An 18,041-nucleotide genomic window follows, 5' to 3' on the forward strand; every position below is an offset into this window, starting at 1 on the left:
CTGTTCGCGGTCCGCGGCCATCGCTCCCCGATGCCCGTGTCCTTGGCCGTCCGGCCTTGGGACCCTCCCGCGGGGCTGAGGTTGGCACAGAATCCGGCGCCACGCCAATGCCCTCGCAAGGCACCGCTTTGCGGGATGGCGCGCGCCGGGTCGGGCGTCGATGCACGGCGAATTTTCGCTATTCGCAAATCCGGCGCAGCCGCGCGCGGAGATCGGCACAACGCGCGTCGGCGCAACGCCGAGGCATCCCGATAGGGATGATGTCGAACGCGCGAACGTTGCTGCCGTTCGTCGGTTTCGCCGCCGACATGACGTCAGTCATGGGCCGTTCCGGCACTCGTGCGCTTGCATGCGAATGCGAAATCATACGAGTGCCGGAGTCACCCCACACCGGCCTGCGGCGACGTCGCAGCCACAGGGCCAGGAGGCCCGAACGGAGAACGTCATGAACGCAAGAACCGCACTGTTCGTCGTCGCGATGGCCGCCACCGCACCGGTCTACGCCAATGAAGTGGTCGACACCCTGTCGCAGGAAACCGGCCTGAGCGAACGCAAGGTCCAGATGATCGTCGGCAACCGCACCGCGTTCGCCGAGTACACCCGCAGCTACGATCGCTCGCTCGAGCAGTTCAAGCGCGCGCTCGGCAACGAACGCTATCAGCGCCTGATGGCGGGCCAGACCATCCAGGTCGGCGAGCGTCGGCTCTCGCTCGGCGGCATGCAGGACCGCGACGTCGCCGCCAAGTAGTGGCGACGCATCCGCCACCGCTTGCCGTCCTCTCCTACTCCTGGGCGGGCGGTTGGCGGATGCGCGAGGCAGGTTGAGCGATATGGATCGGCTCCGCGCGTTGCGCGGAGCGAGGTCGGGTGTGGGCGTTGAGTTCGCTCAAACGGCAAATCCCCCTCAATCCTCCTTTTCAAAGGGGGAAGCAGAAGCTTTCACGCCGCGTGCGGCAATTGCGCGTCCGGCAGGCGCGGCGCGCGCGCGGGCAGCATCGCCAGGGTGTCGCCGTTGTGCGAGAGCAGGCGCAGGCTGCCGTCGGGGTCTTCGGCCAGTGCGGTCAGGCTTTCGACCCAGTCGCCGTCGTTGGCGTAGACGCAGCCGTCGCGTTCGAACAGACCCGGGCGGTGGATATGCCCGCAGATCACGCCGTCCAGGCCGCGCCGGCGCGCGTCGTCCAAGCCGGCCTGCACGAAGCGCGCGATATAGCGCTCGGCGGCGCCGCTCTGGCGCTTGAGGAATTCCGACAGCGACCAGTAGCGCAGACCGAAACGCCGGCGCACCCGGTTGAGCATCTGATTGCCGGTGAGGATGCGGTAGTACAGCCAGTCGCCGAACCGCTCCTGCAACCCGCCGAAGTGGGTCACGCCGTCGTAGTCGTCGCCGTGGGTGACCAGCAGGCGGCGGCCGTCGGCGGTGACGTGGATGCTGCGACGGCGGATCGACATGCGCGGCAAGGCCAGGCCGCAGAAGCGCCGGATCGGCCGGTCGTGATTGCCCGGCACGTAGATCAGTTCGGTGCCCGCGCGCCGCAGCGCGTGCAGGGCTTCGATCACGCGGTACTGGGCCGCGCCCCAGGCCATGCGCCGCTGCGCCATCCACCACAGATCGACGATATCGCCGACCAGGTACAGACGGTCGCAGCGCAGGTTGGCCAGGAACTCCGCCAGCTCGGCGGCATGGCAATGCTTGGCGCCCAGATGCACGTCCGACAGGAACACGGCGCGGCGGCGGGGCGGCAGTTGTGCGATCGACGGGCTCATACGCGGCTCTCGCTGGCGACGGAAGCATCGTCGTGGCGCGCCGCGGCCGCTTCGGCCGCCGGATCGACCACGCTCAGATAGCGTTCGCGCTTCTTCGGCCGCACGCGCTCCAGATCGACCTCGATCAGGCCGTCGACCGCGTCGCTGAAGGCCGGGTCCACGCCGAAGGCGAGGAACCGCGCCCCGCCCGGCTCGCACAATTCGGTGTACTGCTTGTAGAGCATGGGCAAGGTCGCGCCCAGCGCGTCCAGATTGCCGCGCAGCACCCGGAACGCGGTGCCGGCGTCGAGTTCGTCGAACTGCGGCGGCGCGGCGCGATAGACGAAGGGCTGCTTCGACACCGCCTCGCCCTCCTCGGCGCCGTAATAGCGCGCGTAGTAGGCCACGATCTGTTCGCGCGCCGCGGGCGGCAGCGCCGCGCTGATCGAGACCGGGCCGTACAGGTAGCGCACCTTGCGATGCCGGGCGAGGTAGGCGCCGATGCCCTGCCACAGGTAGTCGATGCTGCGGCTGCCCCAGTAGTCGGGCGCGACGAAGCTGCGCCCCAGCTCCATGCCCTGGGCCAGGCGCGGCACCGTGTCGTCTGCGTAGCGGAACAACGAAGCGGTGTAGAGCCCGGCCAGACCGCGCTCGGCCAGCACCTGGGCGCCGCGCGCGATGCGGTAGGCGCCGGCGATCTTGGCCGCGCCCGCGTCCCACAGCACGATGTGTTCGTACCAGCTGTCGTACAGATCCACGTCCAGGCGCCGGCCGGTGCCCTCGCCGACCGCGCGGAAGGTGAGTTCGCGCAGGCGGCCGATCTCGCGCAGCAACTTGGAGCCCGGCTGCAGCCGACCGACCCGGATCTGCTTGCCGTCGAAGGTCTGGCCCAGCGAGGTCAGGGCCGCGATCTCGATCCGCAGGGCGAGCGGATCGACCGCGTCGATCAGCGGTTCCGGGCCTTCCGGCGCGGGGCGCTCGCGCACCGTGCCGATCGCGTGCAGCTCTCGCCGCACCTCGCGCAGCAAGCGGTTGGGATCGGCGTCGGCGGGCAGGCTCAGCGGGCGGCCGATGCGCAGGGCGATCCGGCGCGAACCGCGCGCGAACATCTCGCGCGCCAGCAGCGCGGTGCCGGCCGGCTTGAACAGGGCCGAGGCGCCGTAGAACAGCGCCGAGTTGCGCGCCTCGATGCGCACCGGCAGCACCGGCGCGCCGGTCTTGCGCGCGAAACGCAGGAAACCGCGGCGCCAGCGCCCGTCGGTGACCCCGCGCAGCCCCAGCCGCGCGACTTCGCCGGCCGGGAACACGATCACGCACTGCTCGGCCTCCAGGGCGGCCTCGATCGCCTGCAGGCTCTCGGCGCTGGGCCGGCCGCCGAGGATCTTCACCGGCAGAATTAGCCCTTCCAGGCCGTCCAGGGCCTGCAGCAGATCGTTGGCGACGATGCGCACGTCGCGGCGCACGCTGCCGACCAGGTCCAGCAGGGCCAGGGCATCGATCGCGCCGGAGGGATGATTGGCGACCACCAGCAGACGGCCGCTGGCCGGAATGCGCTGCTTTTCGGCCGGATCGGCGCTGTAACGCGCCTGCAGGAACTCCAGGGCCGCGCCGACGAAGGCGAAACCGCGCAGATGGCCGTTCTCGGCCAGGAAACCGTCGACCGCGTCGAACTTCGACCAGCGCCCGATGGTGCGCAGCAGCGGCCGGGCCAGCCGCTCGCGGCGGCCCCGAAACCACTGCGGAAAGCGTTCTTGCAGGCGGCGTTCGAGTTGCAGCATGGGCGGGCGTCGCGGTGGCGGCGGTATGCCGCGCAGCCTGGGCCGCGCCGGAGACAGTCCGATGGCGCTGGGGCTTCAGGCGTGTGACAGCCGCTTAACGACCCGGCAACGCCGGAAATGGGCACAATGCGCCGAACCGGCCGAGCCTGTATCATAGGCGGCCATCTTTTTATCCGAATCGAAGGATATTCGCCCGATGTCCAGCTACCTGTTCACCTCCGAGTCCGTGTCCGAAGGCCATCCGGACAAGATCGCCGACCAGATTTCCGATGCGGTGCTGGACGCGATCCTGGCCCAGGACAAGCGCGCGCGCGTGGCCTGCGAAACCATGGTCAAGACCGGTGCTGCGATCGTCGCCGGCGAAGTCACCACCTCGGCCTGGGTCGATATCGAGTCGCTGGCGCGCAAGGTCATCAACGACATCGGCTACAACAACTCCAATGTCGGCTTCGACGGCCACACCTGCGCGATCATCAACATGCTCGGCAAGCAGTCGCCGGACATCGCCGCGGGCGTCGACCGCAAGAAGCCGGAAGAACAGGGCGCGGGCGACCAGGGCCTGATGTTCGGCTACGCCTGCAACGAAGCCCCGGAATTCATGCCGGCGCCGATCTACTACTCGCACCGTCTGGTCGAGCAGCAGGCCAAGGTCCGCAAGCAGAAGAACTCCAAGCTGCCGTGGCTGCGTCCGGACGCCAAGTCGCAGGTCACCCTGCGCTACGACGACAAGCACCAGGTCGCCGGCCTCGACGCGGTCGTGCTGTCGACCCAGCACGATCCGGGCATCAAGCAGAAGGACCTGGTCGAGGGCGTGTACGAGCACATCCTCAAGCCGGTGCTGCCGAAGGCGTGGCTGGAAAAGCTGCCCAAGAGCAAGGTCCACATCAACCCGACCGGCATCTTCGTGATCGGCGGCCCGGTGGGCGACTGCGGCCTGACCGGCCGCAAGATCATCGTCGACAGCTACGGCGGCATGGCCCGTCACGGCGGCGGCGCGTTCTCGGGTAAGGATCCGTCCAAGGTCGACCGTTCGGCCGCCTACGCCGCGCGCTACGTCGCCAAGAACATCGTCGCCGCCGGCCTGGCCGACAAGTGCGAAGTGCAGGTCTCCTACGCGATCGGCGTGGCCGAGCCGACCTCGATCTCGGTCACCACCTTCGGCACCGGCAAGATCAGCGACGACAAGATCGAGAAGCTGATCCGCAAGCACTTCGACCTGCGCCCGTACGGCATCGTCAAGATGCTGGACCTGATCCACCCGGTCTATCAGCTGACCGCCGCTTACGGCCACTTCGGCCGCAAGCCCAAGGAAGTCAGCTACGTCGACGCCGCCGGCAAGAAGCACACCGCGACCGCGTTCTCGTGGGAAAAGACCGACAAGGCCGACGATCTGCGCAAGGACGCCGGCATCAAGAAGTAATCCGCGCCGCGCCTTCGGGCGTCGCCACGAAAACGGAGCGCCTCGGCGCTCCGTTTTTGTTTGGGGGGCGCAAAAGCAAATCCCCCTCAACCCCCCTCAACAAAGGGGGAAGCAGAACGGCGCCTTGATGGCATTCGCATAGCCGAGGCGCCACGCTCGCTTCACAGACGCCTCATCCTGCGCGCACCCGCAGGGCCCAGCCTGATGCTACTGCCGCTCAGGAGCCCGTCGTCGTGTCCAGCCCGTCCCTCACCTCGCAAGTCGCCGTCTCGCTGCTGATCCTGGGCAGCCTGTGCCTGATCGCGTTCCGCCTGATCGGCGCCAGCATCGACGGCGACGGCGTGCTGCACGAGCCGTTCGCGCTGATACCGATCGGCTTCGCGCTGATCGCGAGCGGCGCGGTGGTCGGCACGTTCGGCCTGGTCCGCGCCGCCTTGGGCGCCCTCGCCCGTCGCCGCCGCTGATTGCAGCCAGGAGCGGCCGCCATGGACCCCAACGATTTCCGCGTCCTGCTGCTGAATCCGCCGCACACCGCGATCGGCAGCCGCATCCCGCGCGAGCAACTGCCGCCGCTGGGCCTGCTCAGCATTGGCGGCCCCTTGATCGACGCAGGCCTCGCGGTCGAACTGCTGGACGCCGAGTTCGGTCCGCTGACGATCGACGAGATCGTGCGGCGCGTGCTCGCGGCCGCGCCCGATCTGCTGATGGTCGGTCACTCCGGCTCGACTTCGGCGCATCCGACCATCGCCCGCATCGCCGCGCGCCTCAAGCGCGAGCGTCCGCAGCTGCGCATCGTCTACGGCGGCGTCTATCCGACCTATCACTGGCGCGACGTGCTGGAACGCGAAGCCGCGGTGGACATCGTGGTGCGCGGCGAGGGCGAGCGCACCGCGACCCTGCTAGCGCAGGCGCTGGCGCGCGGCGAGGACCTGGCCGGCGTGCCGGGGCTGGCCTATCGCCGCGACGACGGCCACATCGTGGAGACCGGCCAGGCCGAGATGATCCTGGACCTGGACCAGTGCCGGGTCGGCTGGGAGCTGATCGACCACGACCGCTATTCCTACTGGGGCGGCATGAAGGCGGTGGTGGTGCAGTTCTCGCGCGGCTGCCCCTACCTGTGCAGCTACTGCGGCCAGCGCGGCTTCTGGAGCCGCTGGCGCCATCGCGATCCGGTCAAGTTCGCGCGCGAGCTCGCGCGCCTGCACCGCGAACACGGCGTGCGCCTGATCAACTTCGCCGACGAGCTGCCGACAGGTTCGCGCAAAGCCTGGCAGGCCTTCCTGGAAGCGCTGATCGCGGAGAACGTCGACCTGACCCTGGTCGGCTCGACCCGCGCCGGCGACATCGTGCGCGACGCCGACATCCTGCACCTGTACAAGCGCGCGGGCGTGATCCGCTTCCTGCTCGGCATCGAGAGCTATTCCGAAGCCACCCTGAGCAAGATCCGCAAGGGCGCCAGCGTCAGCGAGGACCGCGAAGCGATCCGCCTGCTGCGCGCGCACGGGATCATCTCGATGGCGACCTATGTGGTGGGCTTCGACGAGGAGCGCGATCGCGACTACTGGAATTCGCTGCGCCACCTGCTGCGCTACGACCCCGACCAAATCCAGCTGCTCTACGTCACCCCGCATCGTTGGACGCCCTACTACGACAGCGTCGCCGACCGGCGCGTGATCCAGACCGACGCGCGCAAGTGGGACTACAAGCATCAGGTGCTGGCGACCACGCGGGTGCCGCCGTGGCGGGTGCTGCTGTGGGTGAAGGCGATCGAGGCGATCGTGCAGTTGCGCCCGCGCGCGCTCTACCGCAGCCTGCTGCACCCCGACCGCGAGGTGCTCAAGGGCATGCGCTGGTACGTGCGCATGGGCCGGAGGGTGTGGCTGCGCGAGCTGTTCGAGTTCTTCTTCGCCGGCGGACGCAGCCGCAACGGGCCCAGCGTCGAGGAATTCTGGGGCGCCTCGCTGTCGACGCAGGAATATGCCCTGGCCAAGCCGCAGCGGCGGCGCATTCCGATCCGCAGCCTCACGCCCTCGCCTTGAAACGAAAAGGGGCGCCTAGGCGCCCCTTTTCGCACGGCGGCCGGCGCTTACTTGCCGGCCTTGCTCTTGCCGCCCTTGCCCTCGGCCTGTGCCGACTTGGCCTCGGCCTTGCCGTTCTTGACGTAGCGTTCCAGCCAGTCGTTCGACTCGGCCAACATGTGCAGGATCGATTCGCGCGCGCGGTAGCCGTGCGATTCGTTCGGCAGCATCACCAGGCGGGCGTTGCCGCCCAGGCCCTTGATCGCGGCGTACATGCGTTCGCTCTGGATCGGGAAGGTGCCGGAGTTGTTGTCCTGCTCGCCGTGGATCAGCAGGATCGGATCCTTGATCTTGTCGGCGAAGTTGAACGGCGACATGGTTTCGTAGGTGCTCTGCGCCTGCCAGTAATTGCGCTCCTCGGCCTGGAAACCGAACGGCGTGAGGGTGCGGTTGTAGGCGCCGCTGCGGGCGATGCCGGCCTTGAACAGGCGCGTGTGCGCAAGCAGGTTGGCGGTCATGAAGGCGCCGTAGGAATGGCCGCCGATGGCGATGCGTTCGCGATCGGCGACGCCGCGCCGCACCACCTCGTCCACCGCCGCCTGGGCGCTGGAAGTGAGCTGATCCAGATAGGTGTCGTTGGGTTCCTTGTCGCCCTCGCCCACGATCGGCATCGAAGGATCGTCGAGCACCGCGTAGCCCATCGCCAGGAACGCCTGCGGGCCCCAGTAGCTGATCGCGTTGAAGCGGTACGGCGAATCGGTGACCTGGCTGGCCGCGCTGGCGGATTTGAACTCCTGCGGATAGGCCCACATCAGCAGCGGCAGCGGGCCGTCGCGCTTGGGCTCGTACTTGGGCGGCAGGTAGAGCGTGCCGGTGAGTTCCACGCCGTCGGCGCGCTTGTAGCGGATCTGCTCCTTCTTGACGTCCTTGAGCTGCGGCGTGGGATGCGCGAAGCGGGTCAGCGCGGTCGGCGCGGCCTCGGCCTGGCCCAGGTCGCGGATGTAGTAGTTGGTCGGCTCGGTCGGCGATTCGCGCGTGCTGATCGCGCGCGTGCCGCTGTTGTCGAGCAGCGCGCGCGGGTACTCGTAGTACGGCGCCTGCGAATGGAACAGGCGGGTCTTCTTGCCGTCGGCCAGATTCAGCTTGTCCACGAACGGACGGTCGCCTTCGGCCGAAGCGCCGTCGCCGATCAGGAACACGCTGTCGCCGTCCAGGATCAGGCGCGGATTGCCGGCGGCGTCGGCCTCGGTGGCGGGCGTGCCGGGGTCGTTGTAGCGGTCCTCGTAGGAGCCTTCGAACACCAACTGCGGTTCGCGGCCGACGTCGTCGGGCGCCACCCGCCACTGCTTGGTCTGGCGGGTCTTCCACCAGGATTCGCTGATCAAGGCGAGATCGCCGCGGCCCCATTCGATATCGGACACGCGCGTGCCCAACTGGGCCAGGGTCACCGGCGGCTGCTCGAACGGCGCGGCCTGCATCAGCACCGCGTCGCGGATCGCCACCTGCTTGGCGGGATCACCGCCGTCCTGGGCCTCGGCCCAGACCAGGGTGGCCGGCGCGTCGCCGCGCCAGCCGATCGAACGCACGCCGGTGGGCACGGCGTCGTTGCCGGTGGGCAGGCCGTCGACCAGCGGCAGCTTGGCCACTTCGTGGACCAGTTTGCCGTCCAGCGCCAACACTTCGATGCGGCGCGGGAAGTAGGACGCGGGCACCAGGTAGGAGAACGGCCGCTCGATGCGCTGCGCGAGCAGCAGCTTGCCGTCCGGCGACGGCGTCAGCGACTGGTAGAGATCGGGCAGACCGACCTTGGCGACCTTGCCGCTCAGATCGACCACGACCGGCTGCGAACGCAGGTAATGCGCGAACAGGCGCGCGTCGTTCTCGTTCTTGAGCAGGTCCTGGAAGGTGCGCAGCTGGCGCACCGCGCCGCCGCCCTGGGTCTGCTGGGTGGCGGGGCCGGTCGGGATGCCGTCGGACGCGGGCGCCGGGCCCTGGTTTTCCGGCTGCAGCTGCACCAGCAGGCGGCGGCTGTCGGGCATCCAGGTGTAGCCGCGTCCGCTCACGGTGTTGAGCGGCTGCGCCAGCAGCCGGCGCGCGCTGCGCGTGGCGATGTCGACCAGCCACAACTCGTTGGTGCCGGTCTTGGCGTCGACGTGGTTGAAGGCGAGCTGGCTCTGGTCCGGCGACCAGCTCAGGCTGGCCACCGCCAGCGGCTGCGGCAGGCCCTGCAGGCGCAGGTCCTTGCGGCTGGCGATGTCGAGCAGCCACAGGTCGCTGCCGAAGCTGAACCGGCTTTGCGCGTAGCTGCGCGGATTGATGCGCAGGCCGGCGAGCTTGAGCTCGGGCTGGGCGACCACGTCGATGCCGGGCAGGTTGGGCACCTGCATCATCGCGGCCAGGTCGCGGCGCGGGCTCAGCATCAGCTGCGGCGGACGCGGGGCGTCGACCAGGGCCTGCAGCGCCGGCGGCGGCAGACGATAGCCGCTGTCGGCGTTGGCGGCGGGCTTGGCCGGCGCGGCCGCGAGCGCGGCGGACGGTGCGAGCAACAGGGTGGCGATCAGGGCCAGGGAGACACAACGAGGCCGTATGGACTTCTTCATGGGCGATCCGCTTGCGTGGTGATGGCGGAACGGCCGCACCACGGCGGTGGATCCCCTGCCGGCGGGCGGTCCGTCGATGAACGGGGCCGGGCCCCAGAGCCCTCCCCGGGTCGAGAATAGCGGCTTCCGGCGGCGACTACCGGTACAATTCTGCCGGTTCGCCGAGGGGCGCTGCGACCGCGACGCAAGAGCGCGGCCAGGCTTGGCGGATTCCAAACGTAACGGCGCCCGATGTCCGCGGTCACCGCGCATTCCGGCCCCACGCCGGTCTCGACACGGCAGACCCCAAAAATCGGAGCTAAACAATGAACGCAGTAGCCAAGACCTTCTCCACCGACGGCGACTACAAGGTTGCCGACATCTCGCTGGCCGACTGGGGCCGCAAGGAACTCGATATCGCCGAGCACGAGATGCCGGGCCTGATGTCGATCCGCAAGAAGTACGCCGCCGCGCAGTCGCTCAAGGGCGTGCGCGTGACCGGTTCGCTGCACATGACCATCCAGACCGCGGTTCTGATCGAGACCCTGAAGGACCTCGGCGCCGACGTGCGCTGGGCCTCGTGCAACATCTTCTCGACCCAGGACCACGCCGCCGCCGCGATCGCGGCCACCGGCACCCCGGTGTTCGCCTGGAAGGGCGAAACCCTGGAGGAGTACTGGGATTGCACCCTCGACGCGCTGACCTTCCCGGGCGGCAAGGGCCCGGAGCTGGTCGTCGACGACGGCGGCGACGTGACCCTGCTGATCCACAAGGGCTATGAGCTCGAGAACGGCTCCAAGTGGGTCGACGAGCCGGCCTCTTCGCACGAAGAGCAGATCATCAAGAACCTGCTCAAGCGCGTCGCCAAGGAGCGTCCGGGCTTCTGGCACACCGTGGTCAAGGACTGGAAGGGCGTCTCCGAAGAGACCACCACCGGCGTGCACCGCCTGTATCAGCTGGCCGAAGCCGGCACCCTGCTGGTCCCGGCGATCAACGTCAACGACTCGGTCACCAAGTCCAAGTTCGACAACCTGTACGGCTGCCGCGAGTCGCTGGCCGACGGCCTCAAGCGCGCGATGGACGTGATGCTGGCCGGCAAGGTCGCGGTGGTGTGCGGCTACGGCGACGTCGGCAAGGGCTCGGCCCACTCGCTGCGCGCCTACGGCGCCCGCGTCGTGGTCACCGAAATCGACCCGATCAACGCCCTGCAGGCCGCGATGGAAGGCTTCGAGGTCAACACCGTCGAGAGCACCCTCGGCCGTGGCGACATCTACGTCACCACCACCGGCAACAAGGACGTGCTGACGCTCGAGCACATGTCGCAGATGAAGGATCAGGCCATCGTCTGCAACATCGGCCACTTCGACAACGAGATCCAGGTCGATGCGCTGAACGCTTCCGGCGCGACCAAGCTCAACATCAAGCCGCAGGTCGACAAGTACACCTTCAAGAACGGCAACTCGATCTTCCTGCTGGCCGAAGGCCGCCTGGTCAACCTGGGCTGCGCCACCGGCCACCCGAGCTTCGTGATGTCGAACTCGTTCTCCAACCAGACCCTGGCGCAGATCGACCTGTGGGCGAACAAGGACAGCTACGAGGCCAAGGTCTACATCCTGCCGAAGAAGCTGGACGAGGAAGTCGCGCGTCTGCACCTGGAAAAGATCGGCGTGAAGCTGACCCGCCTGACCGACGACCAGGCCGCCTACCTGGGCGTGTCGGCCGACGGCCCGTACAAGCCGGATCACTACCGCTACTGATCGACGCCGGCCGCGAGGCCGTTGCGATGCAAGACGAAAACGGGCGCCTCGGCGCCCGTTTTCTTTTGGGACGATGCCGCCGCACGATCGCAAGCTCGTACGCCTGTCATGGCATCGCGAGCCCGTGCGGTCGTCACCGCACGCTACGCGCCGGGCCCTGTAGGAGCGGCGCAAGCCGCGACCGCGCAAGCCAACGGAGCGACGCAGTCGCGGCTCACGCCGCTCCTACCCCAAGGCCGCGGCTTCGAACGCGATGCGTGCGCGGCCTGTAGGAACGGCAATGGCGACCATCTATTTTTGATGCGCCAACCCACCCCATCACAAGTTACGCGCTGGCCCCTGTAGGAGCGGCGCAAGCCGCGACCGCACAAGCCAACGGAGCGGCGCAATCGCGGCTCACGCCGCTCCTACCCCAAGGCCGCGGCTTCGAGAACGACGCAACGCTCGGGCTGTATGCGGAAGCCTGGCTCTCTGTGGGAGCGGCGTAAGCCGCGATCGCGCCAGCAACCGAAGCTACGCCTGCACCCGCCGCAGCGACCAGAACGGAATCTCGCGCCGCAGCCGATAACCGTTCTGCTCGTACAGCCCGATCGCGCGCGGATTCTCCTGGCTCACATGCAGGAACGGAATCAGCCCACGCGCATGGTTGTCGTTGGACAGAAACACCAGCAACCGACGCGCGTAGCCGCGGCCGTTGAAGTCCGGATGCGTGCACACCGCGCTGATCTCGGTATACGCCTGCGTGCCCATGCGCTCGCCGATCATCGCCGCGAGCCGGCCGTCCTGATAGATGCCGAAGTAGCGCCCCAGCTCGGGCGTGCGCGGACGGAAGTAATGCGGATACACCAACGCGGTCAGCGCCAGCACGTCCTCGCGCCGGCTCTCGTCCAGCGCCACGATTTCGGGGCCGTCCACCGGCTCCAGCGGCCGCTCGCAGATCATCTGCGCCAGCTCGGCCAGATGCTTGAGCTCCCAGCGCGCGGACACCGTCGGCGCGCGCCCCAGCACCAGCGCGGTATCGCCGGCCGGCACCAGCCCATCCAGCGCGTCGTCGACCGCGGCGCCCGCCTCGGGCACGCCCAGGAACGGCGCCACTTGGGCCGGATAGCGCGCGGCCTCGCCGGCGCGCAGGGCCAGCGCGCGATGGCGACTGGCCAGGGATTCCCAGATCGGATTGTCGAGCACCTGTTCGGACATGCGTGTTCACCGTATGCGCGCAGCGGGGTCTAAGGCCAGGTTTGGGCCGGCCGGCCCGGCGATCAAGGGCTGGCCGGGTCTCGTTTTATTTCATCGCGATGAAGAGATACTATGGACGCCACTCCGTCGCCTGCCCCGCCCATGCTGCCGATCAGTTTCGAGTTCTATCCGCCCAAGACCGACGAGCAGCGCGCCCAACTGGACAAGACCGCGGCCAAGCTCAAGGTGCGCAAGCCGCACTACGTGTCCTGCACCTTCGGCGCCGGCGGTTCGACCCTGAGCTACACCCCGGACACCGTGCGCCATCTACGCGACGCGCACAGCCTGGACGCCGCGCCGCACCTCTCCTGCGTGGGCGGCACCCGCGCCGAGATCCGCCAGCTGCTGAACCAGTACCGCGAGATCGGCTGCCGGCGCCTGGTCACCCTGCGCGGCGACCTGCCCTCGGGCATGGCCAGCGCCGGCGACCTGCGCTACGCCAACGAACTGGTCGAGTTCATCCGCGCCGAAACCGGCGATCACTTCCATATCGAAGTCGCCGCCTATCCGGAAATGCACCCGCAGGCGCGCGACGCGCACAGCGATCTGGAGAACTTCAAGCGCAAGGTCCGCGCCGGCGCCAACGGCGCGATCACCCAGTATTTCTACAATGCCGACGCGTACTTCCGTTTCGTCGACGACGTGCGCGCCGCCGGCATCGAGGTGCCGATCGTGCCGGGCATCATGCCGATCGCCAACTTCAGCCAGCTGCGCCGGTTCTCCGATCTGTGCGGCGCCGAGATCCCGCGCTGGATCCAGCAACGCATGATGGCCTACGGCGACGACGTCGACAGCCTGCGCGAGTTCGGCGCCGACGTGGTTGCGCAGCTGTGCCAGCGCCTGATCGACGGCGGCGCGCCCGGCCTGCACTTCTACACGCTCAACCTGTCCAAGCCGACCCTGAGCGTGCTCTCGCGCCTGAGTTGAGCCGGCGTGAGCGCTCCGGTTTGCGCCGGGGCTGCGTAGGCTGCCGCAGCGTGAACGGACTGCGACCGCCGCACTGTCGCCGGCCAAGCGCCGGCGCTACGCTGCGGCGATGCCTTGGTACGTCCGTGTCTGCGCCCTAGTCCTGCTGTCGCTCGCGGCCCTGCTGTGGCCGCGCGAAAGCCCGGCGCAGATCCGCCGCTGCGTCGGCCCGGACGGCGCGGCGGTGTTCACCGACCGCCGCTGCGAGGACATAGGCAGCAGCGACAGCCTTCCTCGTAACCCACCCGGCGCGGCCGCGGCCAAGGGCGGCTACCGCGGCGGCTGCGCGCGCAGCGTGCAGGACCTGGTGTACCAGATGACCAGCGCCATCGACGCCCACGACGGCAATCGTCTGGCCGGGGTCTACCACTGGACCGGCATGTCCGGCAGCACCGGTTATTCGGTGCTGGACCGCCTGGAAACCATCGCCCGGCGGCCCTTGGTCGATATCGTGCCGATCATGCCGACCGCGGCCGCACCGCCGGTCGTGGCGCCGCCGGCGCAGAACCTGGGCTGGGTCGAGGTCGATCCCACGGCCGACGTCGAACCCGGCTCCGAACTCGCACCCGCCGCGCCCGAACCCGAATACGTGCCCCAGGCCCGCCGCCTGCCGGTGGCGTTGCGGGTCGAGCAGACCCTGGCCAACGGCAGCACGCCCTCGCACACCGTATTCGGGCTGATCCGGCACTTCGGCTGCTGGTGGATCAAGGGCTGAGCGTCGGCACACCCTGAGCGTACCGATGCGTGCGGATGGGCCCGGCCGCGCCGACAGGGCACAATAGCGGTTTCTCCCCCCACGGAAGCCGGCGATGCAATACCCCGAATGGATCTGGCACAACGGCGCGATCAAGCGCTGGGCCGAAGCCACCACCCACGTGATGTCGCACGCGCTGCATTACGGCTCGTCGGTGTTCGAAGGCATCCGCAGCTACGACACGCCCAACGGCCCGATGATCTTCCGCCTGAGCGAGCACAACACGCGTTTGTTCGCCTCGGCCAAGATCTACGACATGCCGATGCCGTACACGCTGGATCAGGTCAACCAGGCCTGCCGCGAGGTGCTCAAGGCCAACAACTACACCACCGACTATCTGCGTCCGGTCGCCTACCGCGGCCTGGGCGGCTTCGGCCTGTCCGCCGACACCCCGACCGACATGGCGGTGGCGACCTGGAAGATGGGCCAGTACCTGGGCGCCAGCGTGCTCGAGCAAGGCATCGACGCCTGCGTGTCGAGCTGGCAGCGTTTCGCGCCGAACACCATTCCGGCCGGCGCCAAGGCCGGCGGCAATTATCTGTCGGGCCAGCTGGTCGCGCGCGAAGCGCGGCGCCTGGGCTTCGGCGAAGGCATCGCCCTGGCCTCGACCGGCCTGCTGTCCGAGGGCGCGGGCGAGAACCTGTTCCTGGTCTTCGACGGCGCGCTGCACACCACCCCGGTCAGCGCTGCGCTGCTCAACGGCATCACCCGCAACACCATCATCACCCTCGCCCGCGACGCGGGCTACACGGTGGTGGAGCGCGATCTGCCGCGCGAGTACCTGTACCTGTGCGACGAGCTGTTCATGTGCGGCACCGCCGCCGAGATCACCCCGATCCGTTCGGTCGACGGCCGTCAGGTCGGCGCCGGCAAGCCCGGTCCGGTGACCCAGCGCATGCAGGAACTGTTCTTCGGTCTGTTCAGCGGCAAGACGCCGGATAAGTACGGCTGGCTCGAACGCGTCGACTGAGCCGCATCCTCGGGTCACGGCGGCGATGGATTACCGCGAGCGCTACCGCAACGGCGAGCATCGTCAGGTGACGGCGGAGCTGACGCGGCTGGACCCGCGCAAGGGCGACGCGCGCATGCAGATGCGCGCGGTCGCCGAACTGGCGATGGCGCGGGTGGCGCACAACTGCCGGCTGCTCGTCCAGCGCCTGACGGCGCACGGCTATGCCTACTCGGTGTATTGCGACCCGGACGACGGCGGCGGCGTCTCGGCACCCTTGCTCGACGCCGATACCGTAGCGCCGGCCATGTTGAAAACTCGGGTCGGCGCGTTGCCGGTCACGCTGGAATGCTTCTGGCAGGCGATGGGCGGGGTCGCGCTCACCGGCACGCACCCCGATTTCCCCGACATGCTCGATCCTCTGGTGGTCTACCCGGCCGAGGCGCTGCTGGAAGAATCGGAGCAGGCCGAACGCGAGGACGACGGCCTGTTCCACCTGGCGCTGTCGCCGGACGATTACCACAAGGACAACGTCAGCGGCGGCGCGCCCTACTCGGTGGCCCTGCCGCAGGACGGCTTCGACTTCGTGTTGTTGTACGAATCGCGCGAAGCCTATTTCCTCGACTACCTGCGCGACGTCATCCTGCATCGCGGCGGTTTCGGCGCGCTGGACGCCCAAGCCGCCGGCGGCGTGCCGCTGAACGCGCTCACCGAAGGGCTGCTGCCGTTCTGAGCGACGACGACGCTCGGCGTTTCAGCCGACGAGCGCGGTCGAACCGCCGAAGCTCAGCGTGGCCACCACGCCCTTCTCCTCGCCCGGCTTGACCCGCACGTCCCAGCCGTAGAGCTCGCACAGCCGGCGCACGATCGACAGGCCGATGCCGCCGCCCTGCGAATGGCCGGCGTGGGTGCCGCGGTAGCCGCGCTCGAACAGCTTGGCCGCGTCCTCGGCGCTGAGACCGGGCCCGGAATCGATCACCTCCACCCAGCGCGGATGCAGGCGCACGATCACCTCGCCCTGCGTGGTGTACTTGACCGCGTTGCCGATCAGATTGCCCAGCGCCACCGCGACCGCGGCTTCCGGCGCGTCCACCACCAGGCCACGCTCGCCTTCCACGCGCAGGTCCAGCGGTTTGCCGGCGAGCTGGGCGCGGTGCGCATCCAGCAACTGTTCGGACAGGCGTGCGATGTCGGTGGCGCCGTGGCCGCGCTCGTTGCGCGACAGCAGCAGCAAGGCGCTGATCAGGTCGGTGCACTGCTGCTCGGCGCGCTGGATGCGCGCCAGGCGGACGCGGGTCTTCTCGTCCAGGTCCGAACGCGTGAGCAGCAGTTCGACCGCGCCCTTGATCACCGCCAGCGGCGTGCGCAGCTCGTGGCTGACGTCGGCGTTGAACTCGCGATCGCGCTGGACCACGTCGGTGAGGCGCTCGGCGTAATCGTCCAGGGCCTTGGCGAGCTCGCCGACCTCGTCGTCGGGGAAGTGCGTGGCCAGTCCTTCGGGCTGCGAAGCTCGACCGGATAGGCGCAGGCGGCGCGCGAGTTCCGACACCGGACTCATCACGCGCGAGGCCGCCCACCAGCCGACCAGCAGCGACAGCAGGGTGAACACCAGCACCGAGCCGTAGATGGCGCGGTTGAATTGCTGTTCGCCGCGCGTGGTCGAGCTCATGTCGTAGGCGAGGAAGAACCAGGCGTTGGGCGTCTTGCGCACCGCGAGCTTGTAGGCGAAGGACTCGCCGTTCTCGTCCTGGCCGCGCAGGCCGTGGATGCCGTCCTTGAGCTCGAACCACTCAGGACGGTTCACCCGCACCGAGTCGAACTTGTCCGGGGTGTAGACGAAGGCGCGGATCTGATCGACCGCGAACTCGGGATTCTTCGGGTCCTTCTCGAACTGCAACGCGAACTGGGTGATGTTGCGGTTCATCACGTCCTCGACCAGCGCGTTCTCGACCCGGGTGCGGGTCCAATTGGTCGCGAACGCGAACATGGTCGTCAGCCCGAAGCCGAGCAGGACGAAGGACAGAATGATGCGGCTGCGCAAGCGCCGCCGGTAGCGAACCCGTTTCTTGCGCCGCTCGGGCGCGGGCGATTCCCCTGTCGCCACGCGATCAACCGTTCTCGGGCGCCGCGATGCGGTAGCCGATGCCGTGGCGGGTCTGGATCAGCGGCGTGTCGAAGGGCTTGTCGACCACTGCGCGCAGGCCGTGGATGTGCACGCGCAGGCTGTCGGAGTCGGGCAGTTCCTCGCCCCACACGCGGGTTTCCAGTTCCTGGCGCGTGACCACCGCCGGCGAGGCTTCCATCAGCGCCTGCAGGATCTTCAGCGCGGTCGGGTTGAGCTGCAGCAACTTGCCCTGGCGACGCACTTCCAGCGTGTCCAGGTTGTATTCCAGATCGGCGGCGTTGAGCACCCGCGTCTGCACGCCGCGGCCGCGGCGCGAGAGCGCGTTCAAGCGCACCTCGACTTCCTGCAGGGCGAAGGGCTTGATCAGATAGTCGTCGGCGCCGGAGTCGAAACCGGCCAGCTTGTTGTCGAGGCTGTCGCGCGCGGTCAGCATCAGCACCGGGGTCTGCTTGCGCGCTTCGTTGCGTAGCTTGCGGCAGACCTCCAAACCGTCCAGGCCGGGCAGATTCAGATCGAGCACGATCGCGTCGAAGTCGTGCACCACCGCCAGGTGCAATCCGGTGATGCCATCGGCGGCGAAGTCCACGGTGTGGCCGCGGTCTTCGAGAAAATCGCCGAGATTGGCGGCAATGTCCTGGTTGTCTTCGATTACGAGGATGCGCATTGGACCTTCCTGTTTGAGCCTTCGACCCGAGAGTCGCGGCAAGGTTCCTGAA

Annotated in this window: 16 protein-coding genes and 1 riboswitch; of the genes, 9 read left to right on the forward strand and 7 right to left on the reverse strand. The window is 68.4% G+C overall.

The window, feature by feature from the left end; all coding sequences use genetic code 11:
* Positions 1–178 precede the first annotated feature (178 nt).
* Positions 179–322, reverse strand: a complete 144-nt coding sequence (locus BMZ45_RS21505) for a hypothetical protein (protein ID WP_175488898.1) — start codon at positions 320–322, stop codon at positions 179–181.
* 123 nt (positions 323–445) lie between these two features.
* Between BMZ45_RS21505 and BMZ45_RS02990 the strand changes: the two genes are divergently transcribed.
* Positions 446–748, forward strand: coding sequence for a hypothetical protein (locus BMZ45_RS02990; protein ID WP_139215371.1), 303 nt, complete (start codon positions 446–448; stop codon positions 746–748).
* A 191-nt stretch (positions 749–939) separates the two neighbouring features.
* Here BMZ45_RS02990 and BMZ45_RS02995 read toward each other — a convergent pair whose 3' ends face one another.
* Together BMZ45_RS02995 and BMZ45_RS03000 are read right to left on the reverse strand one after the other, a co-directional pair.
* On the reverse strand, positions 940–1,764 hold the full coding sequence (locus BMZ45_RS02995) for a UDP-2,3-diacylglucosamine diphosphatase (protein ID WP_091632244.1): 825 nt from the start codon (positions 1,762–1,764) through the stop codon (positions 940–942).
* Positions 1,761–3,521 (reverse strand): lysophospholipid acyltransferase family protein, encoded by a 1,761-nt coding sequence (locus BMZ45_RS03000; RefSeq protein WP_175488899.1) that lies wholly within the window; start codon positions 3,519–3,521, stop codon positions 1,761–1,763. The genes BMZ45_RS02995 and BMZ45_RS03000 overlap by 4 nt, the downstream gene beginning before the upstream one ends.
* A gap of 196 nt (positions 3,522–3,717) precedes the next feature.
* On the opposite strand from BMZ45_RS03000, the gene metK reads away from it, so the two are divergent.
* From metK to bchE, 3 genes are all read left to right on the forward strand, one after another.
* Positions 3,718–4,941, forward strand: a complete 1,224-nt coding sequence (metK, locus tag BMZ45_RS03005; RefSeq protein WP_091632247.1) for a methionine adenosyltransferase — start codon at positions 3,718–3,720, stop codon at positions 4,939–4,941.
* A 233-nt stretch (positions 4,942–5,174) separates the two neighbouring features.
* The gene (locus tag BMZ45_RS03010) at positions 5,175–5,405 is read left to right on the forward strand and encodes a DUF3955 domain-containing protein (protein ID WP_091632250.1); all 231 of its coding nucleotides are present in this window, start codon (positions 5,175–5,177) and stop codon (positions 5,403–5,405) included.
* Positions 5,406–5,426: 21 nt separating this feature from the next.
* Entirely contained in the window at positions 5,427–6,980 is a 1,554-nt protein-coding gene (gene bchE / locus BMZ45_RS03015; protein WP_091632253.1) for a magnesium-protoporphyrin IX monomethyl ester anaerobic oxidative cyclase, read from the forward strand.
* Between the two features lie 47 nt (positions 6,981–7,027).
* On the opposite strand, the gene BMZ45_RS03020 is transcribed toward bchE, so the two are convergent.
* Entirely contained in the window at positions 7,028–9,559 is a 2,532-nt protein-coding gene (locus BMZ45_RS03020) for a S9 family peptidase (protein WP_091632256.1), read from the reverse strand.
* Between the two features lie 157 nt (positions 9,560–9,716).
* A riboswitch (S-adenosyl-L-homocysteine riboswitch) is annotated at positions 9,717–9,796 on the forward strand.
* 68 nt (positions 9,797–9,864) lie between these two features.
* Here BMZ45_RS03020 and ahcY point away from each other — a divergent pair.
* Positions 9,865–11,295, forward strand: a complete 1,431-nt coding sequence (ahcY, locus tag BMZ45_RS03025) for an adenosylhomocysteinase (protein ID WP_056179513.1) — start codon at positions 9,865–9,867, stop codon at positions 11,293–11,295.
* Between the two features lie 513 nt (positions 11,296–11,808).
* On the opposite strand, the gene BMZ45_RS03030 is transcribed toward ahcY, so the two are convergent.
* Positions 11,809–12,492 (reverse strand): GNAT family N-acetyltransferase, encoded by a 684-nt coding sequence (locus BMZ45_RS03030; protein ID WP_091632259.1) that lies wholly within the window; start codon positions 12,490–12,492, stop codon positions 11,809–11,811.
* Between the two features lie 141 nt (positions 12,493–12,633).
* Here BMZ45_RS03030 and metF point away from each other — a divergent pair, with 141 nt between their 5' ends.
* The 4 genes from metF (at position 12,634) to BMZ45_RS03050 (ending at position 15,933) form a co-directional block, all read left to right on the forward strand.
* Positions 12,634–13,458 carry a methylenetetrahydrofolate reductase [NAD(P)H] gene (metF, locus tag BMZ45_RS03035; protein ID WP_091632261.1) on the forward strand — a complete coding sequence of 275 codons (825 nt, stop codon included), beginning with the start codon at positions 12,634–12,636 and terminating at the stop codon, positions 13,456–13,458.
* A 109-nt stretch (positions 13,459–13,567) separates the two neighbouring features.
* Positions 13,568–14,212 carry a hypothetical protein gene (locus tag BMZ45_RS03040; protein ID WP_091632264.1) on the forward strand — a complete coding sequence of 215 codons (645 nt, stop codon included), beginning with the start codon at positions 13,568–13,570 and terminating at the stop codon, positions 14,210–14,212.
* A 94-nt stretch (positions 14,213–14,306) separates the two neighbouring features.
* Positions 14,307–15,221, forward strand: coding sequence for a branched-chain amino acid transaminase (locus BMZ45_RS03045; RefSeq protein ID WP_091632266.1), 915 nt, complete (start codon positions 14,307–14,309; stop codon positions 15,219–15,221).
* Positions 15,222–15,246: 25 nt separating this feature from the next.
* The gene (locus tag BMZ45_RS03050; protein WP_091632269.1) at positions 15,247–15,933 is read left to right on the forward strand and encodes a hypothetical protein; all 687 of its coding nucleotides are present in this window, start codon (positions 15,247–15,249) and stop codon (positions 15,931–15,933) included.
* Between the two features lie 21 nt (positions 15,934–15,954).
* Here the strand turns inward: BMZ45_RS03050 and BMZ45_RS03055 are convergent, their stop codons facing one another.
* Positions 15,955–17,304, reverse strand: coding sequence for a sensor histidine kinase (locus BMZ45_RS03055; protein ID WP_254776514.1), 1,350 nt, complete (start codon positions 17,302–17,304; stop codon positions 15,955–15,957).
* Between the two features lie 4 nt (positions 17,305–17,308).
* Positions 17,309–17,989: a response regulator transcription factor gene (locus tag BMZ45_RS03060; protein WP_056179494.1), complete on the reverse strand. Its 681-nt coding sequence runs from the start codon at positions 17,987–17,989 to the stop codon at positions 17,309–17,311.
* Between the last annotated feature and the right edge of the window lie 52 nt (positions 17,990–18,041).

Origin of the sequence: Lysobacter sp. cf310 (assembly GCF_900114355.1) — a bacterium.
Taxonomy (GTDB): domain Bacteria; phylum Pseudomonadota; class Gammaproteobacteria; order Xanthomonadales; family Xanthomonadaceae; genus Lysobacter.